This is a genomic window from Roseicyclus marinus (genome assembly GCF_036322625.1).
Classification (GTDB): domain Bacteria; phylum Pseudomonadota; class Alphaproteobacteria; order Rhodobacterales; family Rhodobacteraceae; genus Roseicyclus; species Roseicyclus marinus_A.
In genome coordinates, this window is the sequence record NZ_AP027266.1 from 1,491,026 (window position 1) to 1,505,584 (window position 14,559).

The following is a 14,559-nucleotide window of genomic DNA, read 5'->3' on the forward strand; positions in this document are numbered from 1 at the left end:
TGTCCGTCACTCATCCCGGATTTTCGTACGAAAATCCGCAAAACCTGAATTTTCGTACGAAAATTCAGAGGGTCCACCATGCCTGACCGCCTCTATCTCTACGACACCACCCTCCGCGACGGCCAACAAACCCAGGGCGTGCAATTCTCGACCCCTGAAAAGATCCGCATCGCGCAGGCCCTCGACGCGCTCGGCCTCGACCATATCGAAGGCGGCTGGCCCGGCGCGAACCCGACCGACAGCGCCTTTTTCGACGCCGCGCCCGAAACCCGCGCCACGATGACTGCCTTCGGCATGACCAAGCGCGCGGGCCGGTCCGCCGAAAACGACGATGTTCTGGCCGCCGTGCTGAATGCCAATACCCCCGCCGTCTGCCTTGTCGGCAAGACCCATGATTTCCACGTCACCGAGGCGCTCGGCATCACGCTCGACGAAAACCTCGACAACATCCGCGCCTCCATCTCGCATTGCGTGGCCCAGGGGCGCGAGGCGCTCTTCGACGCCGAGCACCTGTTCGACGGCTACAAGGCCAATCCCGATTACGCGCTCGCCTGCCTGCGGGCCGCGCGCGACGCGGGCGCGCGCTGGATCGTGCTCTGCGACACCAATGGCGGCACGCTGCCTGACGATATCGGCCGCATCACGGCCGAGGTGATCGCGGCGGGCATCCCCGGCGACCGGCTCGGCATCCACACCCATAACGACACCGAAACCGCCGTCGCGGGGGCCCTTGCCGCAATCATGGCGGGTGCGCGCCAGATCCAGGGCACGCTCAACGGTCTGGGCGAGCGCTGTGGCAATGCGAACCTGACCACGCTCATCCCCACGCTTCTTCTGAAAGAACCCTATGCCAGCCGCTTCGAGACGGGCATCACCCGCGACGGCTTGCGCGGGCTGACCCGGATCAGCCGGATGCTCGACGACATCCTGAACCGTGTGCCCATGCGGCAGGCTCCCTACGTCGGCGCCTCGGCCTTTGCGCACAAGGCGGGGCTGCATGCCTCGGCCATCGTCAAGAACCCCGCCACCTACGAACACATCGACCCCGCGATGGTGGGCAATGCGCGCATCATCCCGATGTCGAACCAGGCGGGGCAGTCGAACCTGCGCCAGCGGCTCTCCGACATGGGCCTCGACGTGCCGCGTGACCATCCGGCCCTTCCCGCCATCCTCGAAGAGATCAAGGCCCGCGAGGATCAGGGCTATTCCTACGACACCGCGCAGGCGAGCTTCGAACTGCTTGCCCGCCGGGCGCTTGGCGACATGCCCCGGTTCTTCGAGGTCAAGCGCTACAAGGTCACCGTCGAACGCCGCAAGAACAAGTATGACCGCATGGTCAGCCTCTCCGAAGCGGTGGTGGTGGTGAAGATCGGCGAGGACAAGATGCTCTCGGTCTCCGAATCCATGGACGAGGCGGGCACCGATCGCGGCCCCGTCAACGCGCTGGCCAAGGCCTTGGCCAAGGATCTCGGCCCCTATCAGCGCTATATCGACGACATCCGCCTTGTCGATTTCAAGGTCCGCATCACCCAAGGCGGGACCGAGGCCGTGACCCGCGTCATCATCGACAGCGAGGATGGCACCGGGCGGCGCTGGTCGACCGTGGGCGTCTCGGCCAATATCGTCGATGCGAGCTTCGAGGCGCTGATCGATGCCGTGATGTGGAAACTGGTCCGTGACGGGGCACCCGCGACATGAGCGATCGGCCGGATGACGCCTTTTTCACCCTCCATGCCGACCTGCCGCGCGAGGGGCCGGGGGAAACCGCCGATGTGGCCTGGGCCGCCGAGACGGCGGGCCTGCGCCCCGATGCGCGCATCCTCGATGCGGCCTCCGGTCCCGGCGGCGATATCGGGGCGCTGTTGCGCGCGGCCCCCACGGGCCATGTGACCGCCATCGACCTCCACGCTCCGTTCATCGAGGCGGCGCGCGCCCGCTGGGGGGCGGACCCGCGCGTCACGCTGATGACAGGCGACATGACCGAACCAAGCGGCCCCTTCGATTTCATCTGGTGCGCGGGCGCGGTCTATTTCCTCGGGATCGAGGCCGCCCTCACGGCATGGGCCCCGCGCCTTGCCCCCGGCGGCGTCATCGCCTTTTCCGAACCCTGTCTCTTCACCGATACCCCCACCGACGGCGCCATCGCCTTTTGGGAGGGCTACGCGCGTCTCACCGATGCGGCCGGCATCGCGGCACAGGCCACGGCGGCGGGGTATGAAACGCTCGCCACGCGGGCCATCGGCGATATCGGCTGGGAAAGCTATTTCCGCCCGATGGAGGCGCGCATCGCCAAATTGCGCCCCGGCGCGGATGCGGCGCTTGCCGCCGTTCTGGATCAGGCCGAGGCGGAAGTCGCGCTCTGGCGCGCCCATCGCGCCGAAACCGGCTATCTCCTGTCGCTGGTGCGCCCGGCATGAGCCTTCAGGCCTGCGCAGAGCTTGTCGCGCGCGGCGATCCCGACCGCTTCCGCGCGGCCATGGCTTCCCCCTTGGCCGCGCGGCAGATCCTGTTCCCGCTCTACGCCTTCAACATCGAGGTGAGCCGCGCCCCTTGGGTCACCGACGAGCCGCTCATCGCCGAAATGCGCCTGCAATTCTGGCGCGACGTGGTGGAGGAAATCGCCGCCGGCAAAACGACCCGCGCGCATGAGGTGGCCCAACCCTTGGCCGCGGCCATCCCCGCCGATCTGATCGGCCCGCTCGATGCGCTGGTCGCCGCCCGCCGCTGGGACATCCACAAGGACCCGTTCGAGGACCGCGCGGCCTTCGACGCCTATATCGCCGACACATCCGCGCCCCTTGTGACCGTCGCCGCCCGCGCGCTCGGCGCGGGGGCAGGGGCCGAACCGATCCTGCAAGACGCCGCGTGGGCCTATGGCCTTGCCGCTTTCCTGCGCGCCATCCCCGCGCTCGAGGCCGCAGGCCGCGTGCCGTTGGTCGAGGGCACGCCCGATGCCCTGCGCGCCCTTGCCCAAGAGGGTCTTGCGCGCCTTGCCCGGGCCCGCGCCGGACGGGCCATGGTGGCACGCCACGCCCTGCCTGCGCTCTATGCCGGATGGCGGGCCGAACCCACGCTCAAGGCCGCGCTCGCCGATCCGCGCCTCGTCGCATCCGGGCAATTGCCGGGGGCGGGTCTGCGCGACAGCCTGCGCCTTGCGCGGCTTGCCGCGACCGGGCGCTGGTAGGGGCGATCAGGCCGCCAGCGCATCCTTGGGGCGCAGCGCCAGCCAGATCAGCGCCGCACCTGCCAGGATCAGGAAGGGCAGCATGGCAAGGTTCACTGCCGTCCAGCCCTGCTGCACGTCATCGCCAAAGCTCATCATCAATCCCGACGACAGCGAGGCAAAGGTGACGCAGCCAAAGACGAGGAAATCGTTCAACCCCTGAACGCGGCCCCGTTCCTCGGGCGTATGGGCCTGCGTCAGCATCGCGGTGGCCCCGATGAAGCCGAAATTCCAGCCCACGCCCAACAAAACGAGCGCGACGAAGAATTGCGTCAGCTCCACCCCGCTCAAGGCGACACCACCCGCCAGCGCCAGCAGCACAAGGCCTATGGCCACGATCCGCATCGCGCCAAAGCGCGCGATCAGGTGCCCGGTGAAGAACGAGGGCGCGAACATCGCGATCACATGGGCCGACACGATGTCGGCGGCATTGCCGGTGGTGAAGCCGCAGCCCACGACCGCCAAGGGGGTCGAGGTCATCAAGAGGTTCATCAGCGCGTAGGACACCATCCCGCAGATGACCGCGACCGCGATCCTGGGATCGCGCAGCAATTCCATCCGCGTCCGCCCCGTCGCAGCCCCCGGCGCGGGCGGCGCGGGTTTCGGGACATCGAGAAAGGCAAACAGGATCGAACCGCCAAGGTTCAGCACCACGACCGCCATATAGGCCCCGACAAAGGGCACCACCGTCGCATCCACCGTCAGCTTGACCAGCTGCGGCCCGATCAAGGCCGACATCAGGCCACCGGCCATCACATAGGAAATCGCCTTGGGCCGGAACGCGGGGCTTGCCGTATCGGCAGCGGCAAAGCGGTAAAAGCCCTGCGCCGACATGTAGATTCCGGTCAGGTAGGAGCCGAAAAGAAACAGCGCGAAACTGTCGATCCACAGCCCATAGCCCGCCGTCGCGGCCCCGATGGCGCCCCCAAGCGATCCGGCCAGAAACCCTGCGCGCCGCCCGTACCGCTGCATCAGCGCCGACAGCCATGGCGCCGTGGTCATCGAGCCGAACACGATCAGCGATATCGGGATCGTGGCCAGCGCAGGCGCGGGCGCGATCATCAGCCCGGCAAGCCCGCCCACGGTAAAGATCAGCGGCATCTGGCTGCCCAGAATGGCCTGCGCCATGACCAGCACCGCGACATTGCGCCGGGCACGGGCATCGTCATGCGGGGCAGGGGTCGGGGCGATGGGCGCTGATCTATCCGTCATGCCATTGCGGTAGCCGGAATTCCCCGTGCCGTCCAGCAGCGCCGATGCCGCGCAGGGTGCGGCGATTTCCGCCTCGGGGCAGGATGACGCGGTCGCTTGAAGGGGGGGGCAGGGCGCGATAGGTCTTTGGCCCGAAACAGGAGGGACCGCTCATGGCCAAGTCGCGCAGCATCTTCGAGGAGGTCACCGAGACGCAGAAACCCGCCGCCACACCCGGCGGCGTGACGCGCGACCACGCCAAGGCCCGCCGCCGCGTGCGGATCTGGCTGATCATGCTCTTCTCGCTCGTCGTGACCATGATCGCCGTGGGCGGGCTGACGCGTCTGACCGATTCCGGCCTGTCGATCACGGAATGGGCCCCGCTTTCGGGCGCAATCCCGCCCCTGTCGGCGGAGGAATGGCAGGCCGAATTCGACGCCTACCGCCAGATCCCCGAATACCAGTTGCAGAACCGCGGCATGAGCATGGCCGAATTCAAGGTGATCTACTGGTGGGAATGGGGTCACCGCCAGCTTGGCCGGGTCATCGGCCTTGTCTGGGCACTTGGCTTTTTCGGCCTCTTGCTCACCCGCAACATCCCGCCCGGCTGGACCGGTCGTCTGTTCCTTCTGGGCGTGCTCGGTGGCACCCAAGGGGCCATCGGCTGGTGGATGGTCCATTCCGGCCTGCAAGAAGGGATGCTCGATGTCGCCTCCTACAGGCTGGCCACGCATCTGGGCCTTGCCTTCCTCATCCTCGGGCTCATCGCCTGGTACCTGATGAAACTCGGCCGCGAAGAGGCGCTCCTGATGCAGGCCCGCCGCGATGGCGACCGCAAGCTCAAGGGGATGGCGACGGGTCTCTTGCATCTCTCCTTCGTCCAGATCCTGATCGGCGCGCTGGTGGCGGGCATCGATGCGGGGCGCAATTACATCGACTGGCCGCTGATGGCCGGGGGCTTTCTGCCGCCGAATTTCTGGGTCTCGGAACTTGGTTTCCGAAACCTTTTCGAGAATGACGGCACGGTACAATTCATTCACAGAATGGTCGGTTATGTTATCCTTTTGTTAGCAATCGGCGCGTGGTTTGCCGCCCGCCGCAATGCGCGCGTGGCGACCCGCCGGGCCTTCGACTGGGTGCTCGTCGCGATCTTCGGCCAGATCGTTCTGGGCATCGTCACGGTCATGCATTCCTCGCCCTGGTATATCGCGATCTGGCACCAGCTGGGCGCGGTCGCGGTCCTGACGCTTGTTCTGCGGGCGCGCTTCCTGTCGATCTATCCGCTGCCGCAATCGGTCAAGGCGTTGAAATCATGAGCGCACTTGCCGAGCTCTTGGCCTTCCAGCGCGAGACGGAGGCGCTGGCGCAGGTCATGGGGCGACTTGGCTGGGACCAGGAAACCATGATGCCGCGCGGGGCCGCTGATCAGCGCGGCGATGAAATGGCCGCCCTCGAAAGCGTGCTGCATGCCCGCCGCACCGACCCCAAGCTCGGCGATTGGCTGGCCAAGGCGCAAGCCGAAACCGAGGCCGAGCACGCACAATTGCGTTTGATTTCGCGCAGTTACGACCGCACGCGCAAGGTTCCGGCCCGCCTCGCCGCCGAGATCGCGCGCGTCACCTCCGTCGCTCAAGGCAAATGGGCCGAGGCGCGCAAGACCGAGGATCTGGCCGGTTTCCTGCCGGTTCTGGGTAAGGTCGTGGCGCTTAGGCAAGAGGAAGGGGCGGCGCTGGCCGATGGCGGCGATGCCTATGACGCGCTTCTCGACGGCTATGAACCCGACCTGACCGGCGACGAAATCGCGTCTCTTTTCAAGGCGATGCGCCCCCGTATCGTGGCCTTGCGCGAGAGGGTCATGGCAGCCCCGCCGGCGCCCGAACTGACCGGGCATTTCCCGAAAGCGGCGCAACTGGCCCTGTCGGCCGAGATCGCCCAGGCCTTTGGCTATGACCTTGCGCGCGGGCGGATCGACGAGGCGGTCCATCCCTTTTCATCCGGCTCCTTCAACGATGTGCGCATCACCACGCGGGTGGATGAAACCGATCCGCTCGGCGCGCTCTATTCCACGATCCACGAGGTAGGCCACGCGGGCTACGAGCAGAATATCGATCAATCCCATGGGCTTACGGTTCTGGGGCAGGGCGTGTCCATGGGCGTGCACGAAAGCCAGAGCCGGATCTACGAGAACCAGCTCGCGCGCTCGTCCGCCTTTTGTCATTGGCTTTACGGACGGATGGTGGACCGTTTCGGCCCGCTCTCCGTCGCGGGCCCCGACGATTTCGCCCGCGCCGTGAACCGGGTGGCATCGGGCTATATCCGGACCGAGGCGGACGAGGTGCATTACAATCTGCACATCATGCTGCGCTTCGATCTGGAACGCGCGCTGATGCGGGGCGATTTGGCCTTGGGCGACCTGGAGGCGGCTTGGAACGACCGTTTCCTGTCGGATTTCGGGGTTGCGGTGGACCGCCCCTCGCACGGGATGTTGCAAGATGTGCATTGGCCCGTGGGGCTGTTCGGATATTTCCCGACCTATAGCCTCGGCAATGTCTATGCGGGTTGCCTGCATGCGGCGCTGCGCGCCGATCTGCCCGCGCTCGACGATGACCTTTCGCGCGGCGATCTGTCTGGCGCGCTTCTTTGGCTGAAGACGCGCGTGCAGACACATGGCGGCCTGCGCCCGCCGCGCCAGACGATCGAGCATGCCATCGGCGGCCCCGTCGGCGAGGGGCCGCTTCTCGATTACCTCGAGGCGAAATTCCTCAGCCTTTACAAGGTTTAGGCGGCATCCGGCCGGGGCACGAGCGGCGGCTTGTGGTCGGACGGCATGGGGCAGGTATAGGGCGTCAGCGCCAGTCTTTGGGCATGTTCTTCCTTGGCCTCGGCCAGCCGCGCCGGATCGCTGATCAGGATTTCGGCGACCCGTCCCATCGCCTTGGCGGCATGGATCATCCCCTTGTGCGCCGCGCCCGATTTGCCCTGCGCCGTCATCTGCCAGCTGTGGAGCGGCGTGCCGATGGCCGCGGTGGCGACCAGAACCTCGGTCGTCGGCACTTTCCACGTCACATCGCCCACATCGGTCGAACCGATCAGCACCTTGCCGTTCGGGCGCATCGGCACGACCCAATCGCACAGCACGGCATCCGACGGCGCCTGGTTCACCACCGACCATTCGGCGGCAATGTCGGAGGGGGACAGCGTCGCGCGGATCTTCGCGGCATAGGCGCGGTCGAGGTCATCGAAGGGCACGCCGCCCAGCTCATCGAGCGCCTGCTGCATGACCTTGTCCATCGTCAGGTTCTCGAAATGGTTCGAGACGGCGGCGAACATCTGGAATTCAACGGAAGTTTCGGTCATCAGCGCGGCTCCTTGGGCCACCTTTTTCACCCGTTCGACCAGCGCCAGCATCTCGTGCAGATCGAGCGCGCGGATGGAATAGCGCACGCTGGCGCGCGCCTGCACGACATTCGGGGCCTTTCCGCCTGCGTCGAGATAGGCGTAATGGATGCGCGCATCCTGCACCATGTGCTCGCGCAGGTAGTTGACGCCGACCGACATGAGTTCGACCGCGTCGAGCGCGGACCGCCCCAGATGCGGTTGCGCTGCGGCATGGGCGGCACGGCCCGAAAAATGGAAATCCATCCGTGTATTGGCGAGCGACAGGGGGTCATCGACCCGCGTCATGCCGCCCGGATGCCATGTGACGGCGGCATCCACATCGTCGAAGGCCCCGTCGCGCACCATGAAGGTCTTGGCAGCCCCCCCTTCCTCCGCCGGGCAGCCGTAGTAGCGCACGCGGCCGGGGGTGCCGGTGGCCTCCAGCCAATCCTTGACCGCGCAGGCGGCCAGCATGGCGGCCGACCCCAGGAGATTGTGGCCGCAGCCATGGCCCGGCCCGCCGGCCTCCAGCTCCTCGGGGCGGTCGATCCCTGCGACCTGGCTCAAGCCGGGCAGCGCATCGTATTCGCCCAGGATCGCGATCAGCGGCCCGCCCGTGCCTGCCTCGCCCGTGACGGCGGTGGGGATGCCCGCCACCCCTTCGGTCACGCGAAACCCCTTGGCGCGCAGCATCGCGGCATGTTCGGCCGAGGACCGGAATTCCCCGTAAAGCGTCTCGGGCATGCCCCAGACGCGGTCGGCAAGGCCCGTCAGATCGTCCTGGTGGCGCGCGACAAGGCCCGGGATGGCGGAGGTATTTTGCATGATATTCCTTTTGTCTCAGCCTGCGACGGGTTCGGCCAATCGCACGGCGGTCTTGCCGCGCCAAAGCCTGCGCGAGGGCATGATGAGCACGGTCACCGGATGGGGCGCACGCACCTCGGTCGGGCCATCATAGCCGATCAGCGTGCCTTGGGGCAGGCGCTCCAGCCCGGTCCAGTTCTCGGCGAAACGGAAATCATCGGTTTCGATCGTCACCGCGCGCGAGACCTGGAAGAATTGCATCGGTTCGGGCGCGGGACGGCTGGCCATCCAGTCGGCGGCGAAATCGGGGGCGACAACGCCTGTTGTCCGCAGGAAGCGGATGGCGGTTTCCATCGCGACACCTTCGGCGGCGGCTTCCCAATGCTGGCCGCATTCGACCAGCATGGCGTTCTTGCCCGAGGCCGGGTCCGAGAACCCGCCGTAATCGCGCATCCGCATCCCTTCGGCATGGCCGTGGTCGTTGATGACAAGATCGGGGTAGCCCACGTCGCGGGCCAATTCCCGGCCCTTGGGCCGCAGACCCGCGATGGTGAGCGGCGCGTTGCGGTTCTGCATGGAATGGATGTCGAGCAGCAGATCGACCGTGTCGAGCCACGGCCGCACCTCGCGCGCGCGGCGCAGTTCCTCGGTCAGCTTGCGGTCGGGATCGTCGAGGGTTTCGGCGGACCAGAGGCGGTTGAAATCCTCGTCGATCCAGCGCGAGGCATCGGGGACATCCGGGTCGAAAGCCTCGTGCGCCGCGACATTCATGAAGGCCAAGGACAGCTTGCCGCGCAGGGGGCGCGTGTCGCGTTTCATCAACCAATCGAGCGTCAGCGCACCGCAGGGTTCGTTGCCATGGACGATGGCAGTGATCGCCACATGGGGCCCGGGCAGGCCGCTGTCGAAGGTCCAGACATAGGGGATGCCGGTATTGCCCTTGGCATAGGCGGTGATGTCGGGGGGCGTCAGTTCGACGGGAAAGGGATTGGGCAGGCCGGTGGCCGAGCCCTTGCGCGTTTCGGTCATTCTGCGGGCGTCCTTTCGAGCCGGGTTTCGACATGGTCGGCCAGATGCGCGGCCAGCGCGGTGAAGCAGGTCTTGAGCGCGTCATAGCCCGCGTTCGGTTCGCGGGTCGTCTCGTCCATGTAGAGCTTGCGGTTGACCTCGATCTGCATCGAATGGCGGGCTTGCGCGGGATCGCCATTGGCGCGGATCAGCTCCATCCCCTTGTAGGGATCGTTGACGGCGACCGAATAGCCGCGCGCGGTGAGGAAATCGCGGATCGTCGCGGTAAGGCCCGGTTCGCAGGCCGTGCCGTCCCGGTCGCCCAGCACGAAATCGGGCCGTGGCGTGCCGCGCGCCTGCGTCGACATGGCGGAGGCGACCTCTTGCATGGAATGGCAATTGACGTGCCAGACAGCACCCCAGCGCGCATGCGACGCGTCAAGGATGGCGCGCAGGCGTTCCTGGTAGGGGCGGTGATAGCGCGCGACGCGGGCGGCCACCTGTTCGGCGGTCAGGCGGCGGTCATACATCGGCCCGCCCGCGGGCGGCACACGCGTCCAGCACAGGCCGATGCCGAGCGTGCTTTTGACCGTGGGGTTGAGGGGGGCGGGATAGCTGCCCTCGATCTGGTCGGGGTCCATGTCGTCGGGGGCGCGATTGGCATCGACATAGGACCGCGGGAAATGCGCCTCGAGCAAGACTGCGCCGGCCGCGACGGCCCCCGCCCACAGATCGGCCACATGGGTATCCTCGGCGTTCCTGAGCGTGGCGGGATCGGCGATATGGCCGAAATCCTCCGGGTAGTCGGTGCCCGAATGCGGGCTGTCAAAGACGAGCGGCAAGCGTTGCGACGACAGGCCATGAAGGCTGAGGACACCGGGAAGGGTTTCGGTCATTCGGTTCCCCCGTCATGCAGGTGGCAGGCGGTCACATGTGCGCCGTCGGTCAGGGTGCGCGGCACCTCGCGGCGGCAGCGGGGGCCGGCCATGGGGCAGCGCGGGTGGAAATGGCAGCCGGGCGGCGGGTTCAGGGGCGAGGGGATCTCGCCCTTCACGGTGCGGAATTCCTGTCGCCCGGCCCCAAGGCGTGGCACCTGATCCAGAAGCGCCTGCGTATAGGGATGGCGCGGCGCGTCGAACAGCGCCTCGGTCGGGGCGGCCTCCACGATCCGGCCCAGATACATGACGACGACGCGGTCGGCGATATGTTCCACGACGCCAAGATCATGGCTGATGAACAGATAGGTCAGGTCCAGATCGCGGCGCAGGTCCTGGAAGAGGTTGATCACCTGCGCCTGGATCGAGACATCCAGCGCCGCGATGCTTTCGTCGCAGATCAGGAATTCGGGCTGCACCGCGAGCGCGCGGGCGATGCCGATCCTCTGGCGCTGGCCGCCGGAAAACTGGTGCGGGTAGCGCTGCGCATAGGCCGGGTCGAGACCCACCTTTTCCATCAGGCCCGCGACATAGGCGGGCATGTCGGCGCGGCTGGTCAGGCCGTGATGCACGGCAGCCTCTCCGATGATGTCCTGCACCTTCATCCGGGGGTTGAGGGAGGACATCGGATCCTGAAAGATCATCTGGATGCGCAGGCGTTTCTCGCGGGCCTGCGCGCTTTTCGTGTCGGTCACATCGACGCCTTCGAACCGGATCGTGCCGTCCGACACGGGCAAGAGCCCCGCCACCATGCGCCCCAGCGTGGACTTGCCGCAGCCGCTTTCGCCCACAAGCCCCACCACCTCGCCGCGCGCCACGGTGAAGCTTGCGCCATCCACCGCGTTCACGCAGGTCTCGCGCAGATCGGCCCCAAGACGGCGGGCCAGCCGTTCGACCCCGTCGAGCTTCTTTTCGAAGCGGCGCGAGACGCCGTGCAGTTCCAGCATCGCGGTCATGCAGCCCCCTCCGACACGAGATTGGGATGGTAGCAGCGCAGCGCGCGCCCGGTGGCCGGTTCGGTGATCTCGGGCGCGGCTTGCAGGCATTGCTCGCTTGTCCGCGTGCAGCGCGCGGCAAAGGCGCAACCCCGGGGCAGGCGGGCCATGTTGGGGGCCATGCCGGGGATCTGCGCCAGTCGTTCACCGCGCCGACCATGGCCGGGGATCGAGCCCAAGAGCCCCTCGGTATAGGGATGGCCGGGGGCGGTCAGCACGGCATCGGTCGGTCCGCTTTCCACGATCCGGCCTGCATACATCACGGAGATCTTGTCGGCCAAGCCTGCCACCACGGCAAGGTCATGGGTGATCCAGATCAGCGCGGTTCCGGTTTCGCGCGCTAGCTCCTGCACCTCGGCCAGGATCTGGCTCTGGATCGTCACGTCCAGCGCGGTTGTCGGTTCATCGGCCACGATCAGGTCGGGACCGTTCAGAAGCGCGATTGCAATCGCCACGCGCTGGCGCATCCCGCCCGAGAATTGGTGCGGATAGGCCATGAGCCGTTCGGCGGGCGAGGGGATGCCGACCTTGGCCAGAGCCTTGATCGCGCGGTCGCGCGCGGCGGCAGGACTGACGCGGTCATGGGCCCGGACGGCCTCGACCATCTGGGTCTCGATCTTGAGAACCGGGTTCAGCGTCATCATCGGGTCCTGAAAGATCATCGCGATCTTGTTGCCGCGCAGGGATCGCATCTCGCGCTCGGACAGCTTGGCCAGATCCTGACCGCGGAAGTCGATCTGTCCGCCGACGACCCGGCCCGGCGGATCGACGAGGCGCAGGATGGAAAAGCCGGTGACCGATTTTCCCGATCCGCTTTCGCCGACCAATCCCAGCACCTCGCCTTCGCCCAGCGAGAAACTCACGCCATCCACGGCCTTGACCACGCCCGCATCGGTGAAGAAATGCGTTTGCAGGTTGCGCACATCGAGAACGCTCATCGGGTCAACCTCGGGTTCAGGGTGTCGCGCAGGCGGTCGCCCACCATGTTGATCGAGGCCACGATCGCCAGGAGCGCCACGCCGGGATACATGCTCATCCAGTATTGCCCCGACAGCATGTAGCCATAGCCATTGGCGATCAGCAGCCCGAGAGAGGGCTGGGTGATCGGCACACCGACGCCGAGGAAGGACAGCGAGCTTTCCAGCACGATCGTATTGGCGACCTGCACGGTCGAGATCACGATCAGCGGCGGGATGCAGTTGGGCAGGAGATGCCCGAAGATGATGCGCCAGGACGGCAGGCCAAGGCCGCGCGCGGCATCGATATATTCCTTGCGTGCCTCCGACAGGGCGGTGCCGCGCACGGTGCGGGCGTAATAGGCCCATTGCACGATGATCAGCGCGATCACGATCTTGTCGAGACCACGCCCAAAGGCCGCCATCAGCATCAGCGCGACAAGGATCGAGGGGAAGGAGAGCTGGAAATCGACGATGCGCATCAAGATCGCCTCGATCCGCCCGCCCGCCCAGGCGGCATAGATGCCGACCACGACCCCGATGGCCATGGCCGCAAGCGTCGCGGCGATGGAGACCGAGAGAGAGACGCGAAGCCCGTAAAGGATGCCCGACAGGATATCACGCCCCTGTTCATCGGTCCCGAGGTGAAAGGTCATGCTGCGGTCGAAGTTGGTCGAACCGGGGGGCTGGCGCCCATCCATGATGTCGAGCTGACGAAGGTCGTAGGGGTTTTGCGGCGCGAGTTCCGTCGCGAAGATCGCCAGAACGACGAGCAAGAGAAGGCTCGCCGTCGCCACATAGGCGGAGGGACCGGAAAAGAACTTGGCGTATTTGCCGCGCAAAAGCAGTGCCGCCAGAACGACCAGACCCACCAGCAAGATGATGCGCGACACGATGGGCGGCAGGCCGACACCGGACAAGAGCATCGCAAGCGCGGCTGCGACGGCGAGGCCCGCCACCCGTGCAGCGATGCGCCAGGGACGGTTGGGGTCCGTCGTGACCGCTTCGGGCAGGCTGGGCGTGGACGCGCTCATGCCGCTTCCCCTTTCACACGCACGCGCGGATCAAGCAGCGTGTAGATCACGTCGACCGTGAAATTGATGACGATGAAGATGATGACGGTCAGCATCAGGTAGGCGACGATCACCGGGCGATCCAGCGTCGTGATGCTGTCGATCAAGAGCTTGCCCATGCCGGGCCAGGCGAAAACGGTTTCGGTCACCACGGCAAAGGCGATCATGGAGCCCAGTTCCAGACCCAGAACCGTGATGATCGGGATCATGATGTTCTTCAGCACATGCACGAAGAGGATGCGGGATTCCGACACGCCCTTGGCGCGGGCGAATTTGACGTAATCCTGCGTCAGGGCTTCTTGCGTTCCGGCGCGGGCCAGCCGCGTCACGAGCGAGGCCTTGTAAAGCGCCAGCGTCAGGGCGGGCAGGATCATGTATTGCAGGCCGTTCGAGGAAAAGATCGACAGCCGCATGCCCAGAACCTCGACGGTGTCACCGCGCCCGGTCGAGGGCAGCCATTGCAGCTGGACCGCGAAGATCAGGATGAACAGCATGCCGACCCAGAAATTGGGCAGCGAAAAGCCGAAGATGGAGCCCGTCATGATGGCACGGCCCTGCCAGCGGTCGGCCTTGTAGCCTGCGTAAACGCCCAAGGGCACGCCGATGGCGACCGAAAAGAGCAGGCCGAGCGCGGCAAGTTCGAGCGTGGCGGGCATGTAGGACAGGATCAGCTGAACGGCGGGTTCGCCATGCACGAAGCTGCGCCCCAGATCGCCCTGCAGCGCGTTGCCCACGAATTTCAGGAACTGGATATAGACCGGCTGGTCAAAGCCGAAGCGCGCCATCGTCTCTTCGATCTCGGCGGGCGTGGCGTCGGGCGAGATGAGGATGTCGACGGGGTTGCCGATCATGTAGACGCCGAAGAACACGACGATCATCATGGCGATCAGCACGAAGACCGATTGCGCAAGGCGTCGGAGCAAATAGACGAGCATCGTGGATGCGTCCCGGTGTCAGGAGTTTCGGATGTGCCGCGCGGGGATTTTGCGCCCCCGC

13 protein-coding genes are annotated in these 14,559 nt (G+C 66.2%); 5 read left to right on the plus strand and 8 right to left on the minus strand.

The annotated features are described in order from the left end of the window. Positions 1–78: 78 nt before the first annotated feature. The 3 genes from cimA to AABA51_RS07135 are packed head-to-tail and all read left to right on the plus strand — an operon-like array spanning position 79 to position 3,184. Positions 79–1,698, plus strand: a complete 1,620-nt coding sequence (cimA, locus tag AABA51_RS07125; RefSeq protein ID WP_338275901.1) for a citramalate synthase — start codon at positions 79–81, stop codon at positions 1,696–1,698. After that, positions 1,695–2,417, plus strand: coding sequence for a class I SAM-dependent methyltransferase (locus AABA51_RS07130; RefSeq protein ID WP_338275902.1), 723 nt, complete (start codon positions 1,695–1,697; stop codon positions 2,415–2,417). Before cimA ends, AABA51_RS07130 begins: the two co-directional genes overlap by 4 nt. After that, positions 2,414–3,184, plus strand: coding sequence for a squalene/phytoene synthase family protein (locus AABA51_RS07135; RefSeq protein ID WP_338275904.1), 771 nt, complete (start codon positions 2,414–2,416; stop codon positions 3,182–3,184). Before AABA51_RS07130 ends, AABA51_RS07135 begins: the two co-directional genes overlap by 4 nt. 6 nt (positions 3,185–3,190) lie before the next feature. Here the strand turns inward: AABA51_RS07135 and AABA51_RS07140 are convergent, their stop codons facing one another. Continuing rightward, positions 3,191–4,435, minus strand: a complete 1,245-nt coding sequence (locus AABA51_RS07140) for an MFS transporter (protein WP_338275906.1) — start codon at positions 4,433–4,435, stop codon at positions 3,191–3,193. A 152-nt stretch (positions 4,436–4,587) separates the two neighbouring features. Here AABA51_RS07140 and ctaA point away from each other — a divergent pair, with 152 nt between their 5' ends. Together ctaA and AABA51_RS07150 are read left to right on the plus strand one after the other, a co-directional pair. Beyond that, a complete protein-coding gene (gene ctaA / locus AABA51_RS07145) occupies positions 4,588–5,730 on the plus strand; it encodes a heme A synthase (protein ID WP_338275907.1) in 1,143 nt (380 codons plus the stop codon). Next, complete coding sequence (locus AABA51_RS07150; protein WP_338275909.1) at positions 5,727–7,196, plus strand: carboxypeptidase M32; 1,470 nt, start codon at positions 5,727–5,729, stop codon at positions 7,194–7,196. The genes ctaA and AABA51_RS07150 overlap by 4 nt, the downstream gene beginning before the upstream one ends. Here the strand turns inward: AABA51_RS07150 and AABA51_RS07155 are convergent. The 7 genes from AABA51_RS07155 to AABA51_RS07185 are packed head-to-tail and all read right to left on the minus strand — an operon-like array spanning position 7,193 to position 14,498. Beyond that, positions 7,193–8,617, minus strand: a complete 1,425-nt coding sequence (locus AABA51_RS07155) for a M20 family metallopeptidase (RefSeq protein ID WP_338275910.1) — start codon at positions 8,615–8,617, stop codon at positions 7,193–7,195. The genes AABA51_RS07150 and AABA51_RS07155 overlap by 4 nt on opposite strands. A 15-nt stretch (positions 8,618–8,632) precedes the next feature. Next, positions 8,633–9,625: a succinylglutamate desuccinylase/aspartoacylase domain-containing protein gene (locus AABA51_RS07160; protein ID WP_338275911.1), complete on the minus strand. Its 993-nt coding sequence runs from the start codon at positions 9,623–9,625 to the stop codon at positions 8,633–8,635. Beyond that, positions 9,622–10,500, minus strand: a complete 879-nt coding sequence (locus AABA51_RS07165) for an N-formylglutamate amidohydrolase (RefSeq protein WP_338275914.1) — start codon at positions 10,498–10,500, stop codon at positions 9,622–9,624. The genes AABA51_RS07160 and AABA51_RS07165 overlap by 4 nt, the downstream gene beginning before the upstream one ends. Next, positions 10,497–11,495: an ABC transporter ATP-binding protein gene (locus AABA51_RS07170; RefSeq protein ID WP_338275918.1), complete on the minus strand. Its 999-nt coding sequence runs from the start codon at positions 11,493–11,495 to the stop codon at positions 10,497–10,499. The genes AABA51_RS07165 and AABA51_RS07170 overlap by 4 nt, the downstream gene beginning before the upstream one ends. Then, on the minus strand, positions 11,492–12,472 hold the full coding sequence (locus AABA51_RS07175) for an ABC transporter ATP-binding protein (RefSeq protein WP_338275921.1): 981 nt from the start codon (positions 12,470–12,472) through the stop codon (positions 11,492–11,494). Before AABA51_RS07175 ends, AABA51_RS07170 begins: the two co-directional genes overlap by 4 nt. After that, positions 12,469–13,524 (minus strand): ABC transporter permease, encoded by a 1,056-nt coding sequence (locus tag AABA51_RS07180; RefSeq protein WP_338275924.1) that lies wholly within the window; start codon positions 13,522–13,524, stop codon positions 12,469–12,471. The genes AABA51_RS07175 and AABA51_RS07180 overlap by 4 nt, the downstream gene beginning before the upstream one ends. After that, entirely contained in the window at positions 13,521–14,498 is a 978-nt protein-coding gene (locus AABA51_RS07185; RefSeq protein ID WP_338275927.1) for an ABC transporter permease, read from the minus strand. The genes AABA51_RS07180 and AABA51_RS07185 overlap by 4 nt, the downstream gene beginning before the upstream one ends. Positions 14,499–14,559 lie beyond the last annotated feature (61 nt).

Bases quoted from the DNA above. Each gene is read 5' to 3' on its own strand.
- cimA (WP_338275901.1), top strand. From the start codon at position 79: ATGCCTGACCGCCTCTATCTCTACGACACCACCCTCCGCGACGGCCAA.
- AABA51_RS07130 (WP_338275902.1), top strand. From the start codon at position 1,695: ATGAGCGATCGGCCGGATGACGCCTTTTTCACCCTCCATGCCGACCTG.
- AABA51_RS07135 (WP_338275904.1), top strand. From the start codon at position 2,414: ATGAGCCTTCAGGCCTGCGCAGAGCTTGTCGCGCGCGGCGATCCCGAC.
- AABA51_RS07140 (WP_338275906.1), bottom strand. From the start codon at position 4,435: ATGACGGATAGATCAGCGCCCATCGCCCCGACCCCTGCCCCGCATGAC.
- ctaA (WP_338275907.1), top strand. From the start codon at position 4,588: ATGGCCAAGTCGCGCAGCATCTTCGAGGAGGTCACCGAGACGCAGAAA.
- AABA51_RS07150 (WP_338275909.1), top strand. From the start codon at position 5,727: ATGAGCGCACTTGCCGAGCTCTTGGCCTTCCAGCGCGAGACGGAGGCG.
- AABA51_RS07155 (WP_338275910.1), bottom strand. From the start codon at position 8,617: ATGCAAAATACCTCCGCCATCCCGGGCCTTGTCGCGCGCCACCAGGAC.
- AABA51_RS07160 (WP_338275911.1), bottom strand. From the start codon at position 9,625: ATGACCGAAACGCGCAAGGGCTCGGCCACCGGCCTGCCCAATCCCTTT.
- AABA51_RS07165 (WP_338275914.1), bottom strand. From the start codon at position 10,500: ATGACCGAAACCCTTCCCGGTGTCCTCAGCCTTCATGGCCTGTCGTCG.
- AABA51_RS07170 (WP_338275918.1), bottom strand. From the start codon at position 11,495: ATGACCGCGATGCTGGAACTGCACGGCGTCTCGCGCCGCTTCGAAAAG.
- AABA51_RS07175 (WP_338275921.1), bottom strand. From the start codon at position 12,472: ATGAGCGTTCTCGATGTGCGCAACCTGCAAACGCATTTCTTCACCGAT.
- AABA51_RS07180 (WP_338275924.1), bottom strand. From the start codon at position 13,524: ATGAGCGCGTCCACGCCCAGCCTGCCCGAAGCGGTCACGACGGACCCC.
- AABA51_RS07185 (WP_338275927.1), bottom strand. From the start codon at position 14,498: ATGCTCGTCTATTTGCTCCGACGCCTTGCGCAATCGGTCTTCGTGCTG.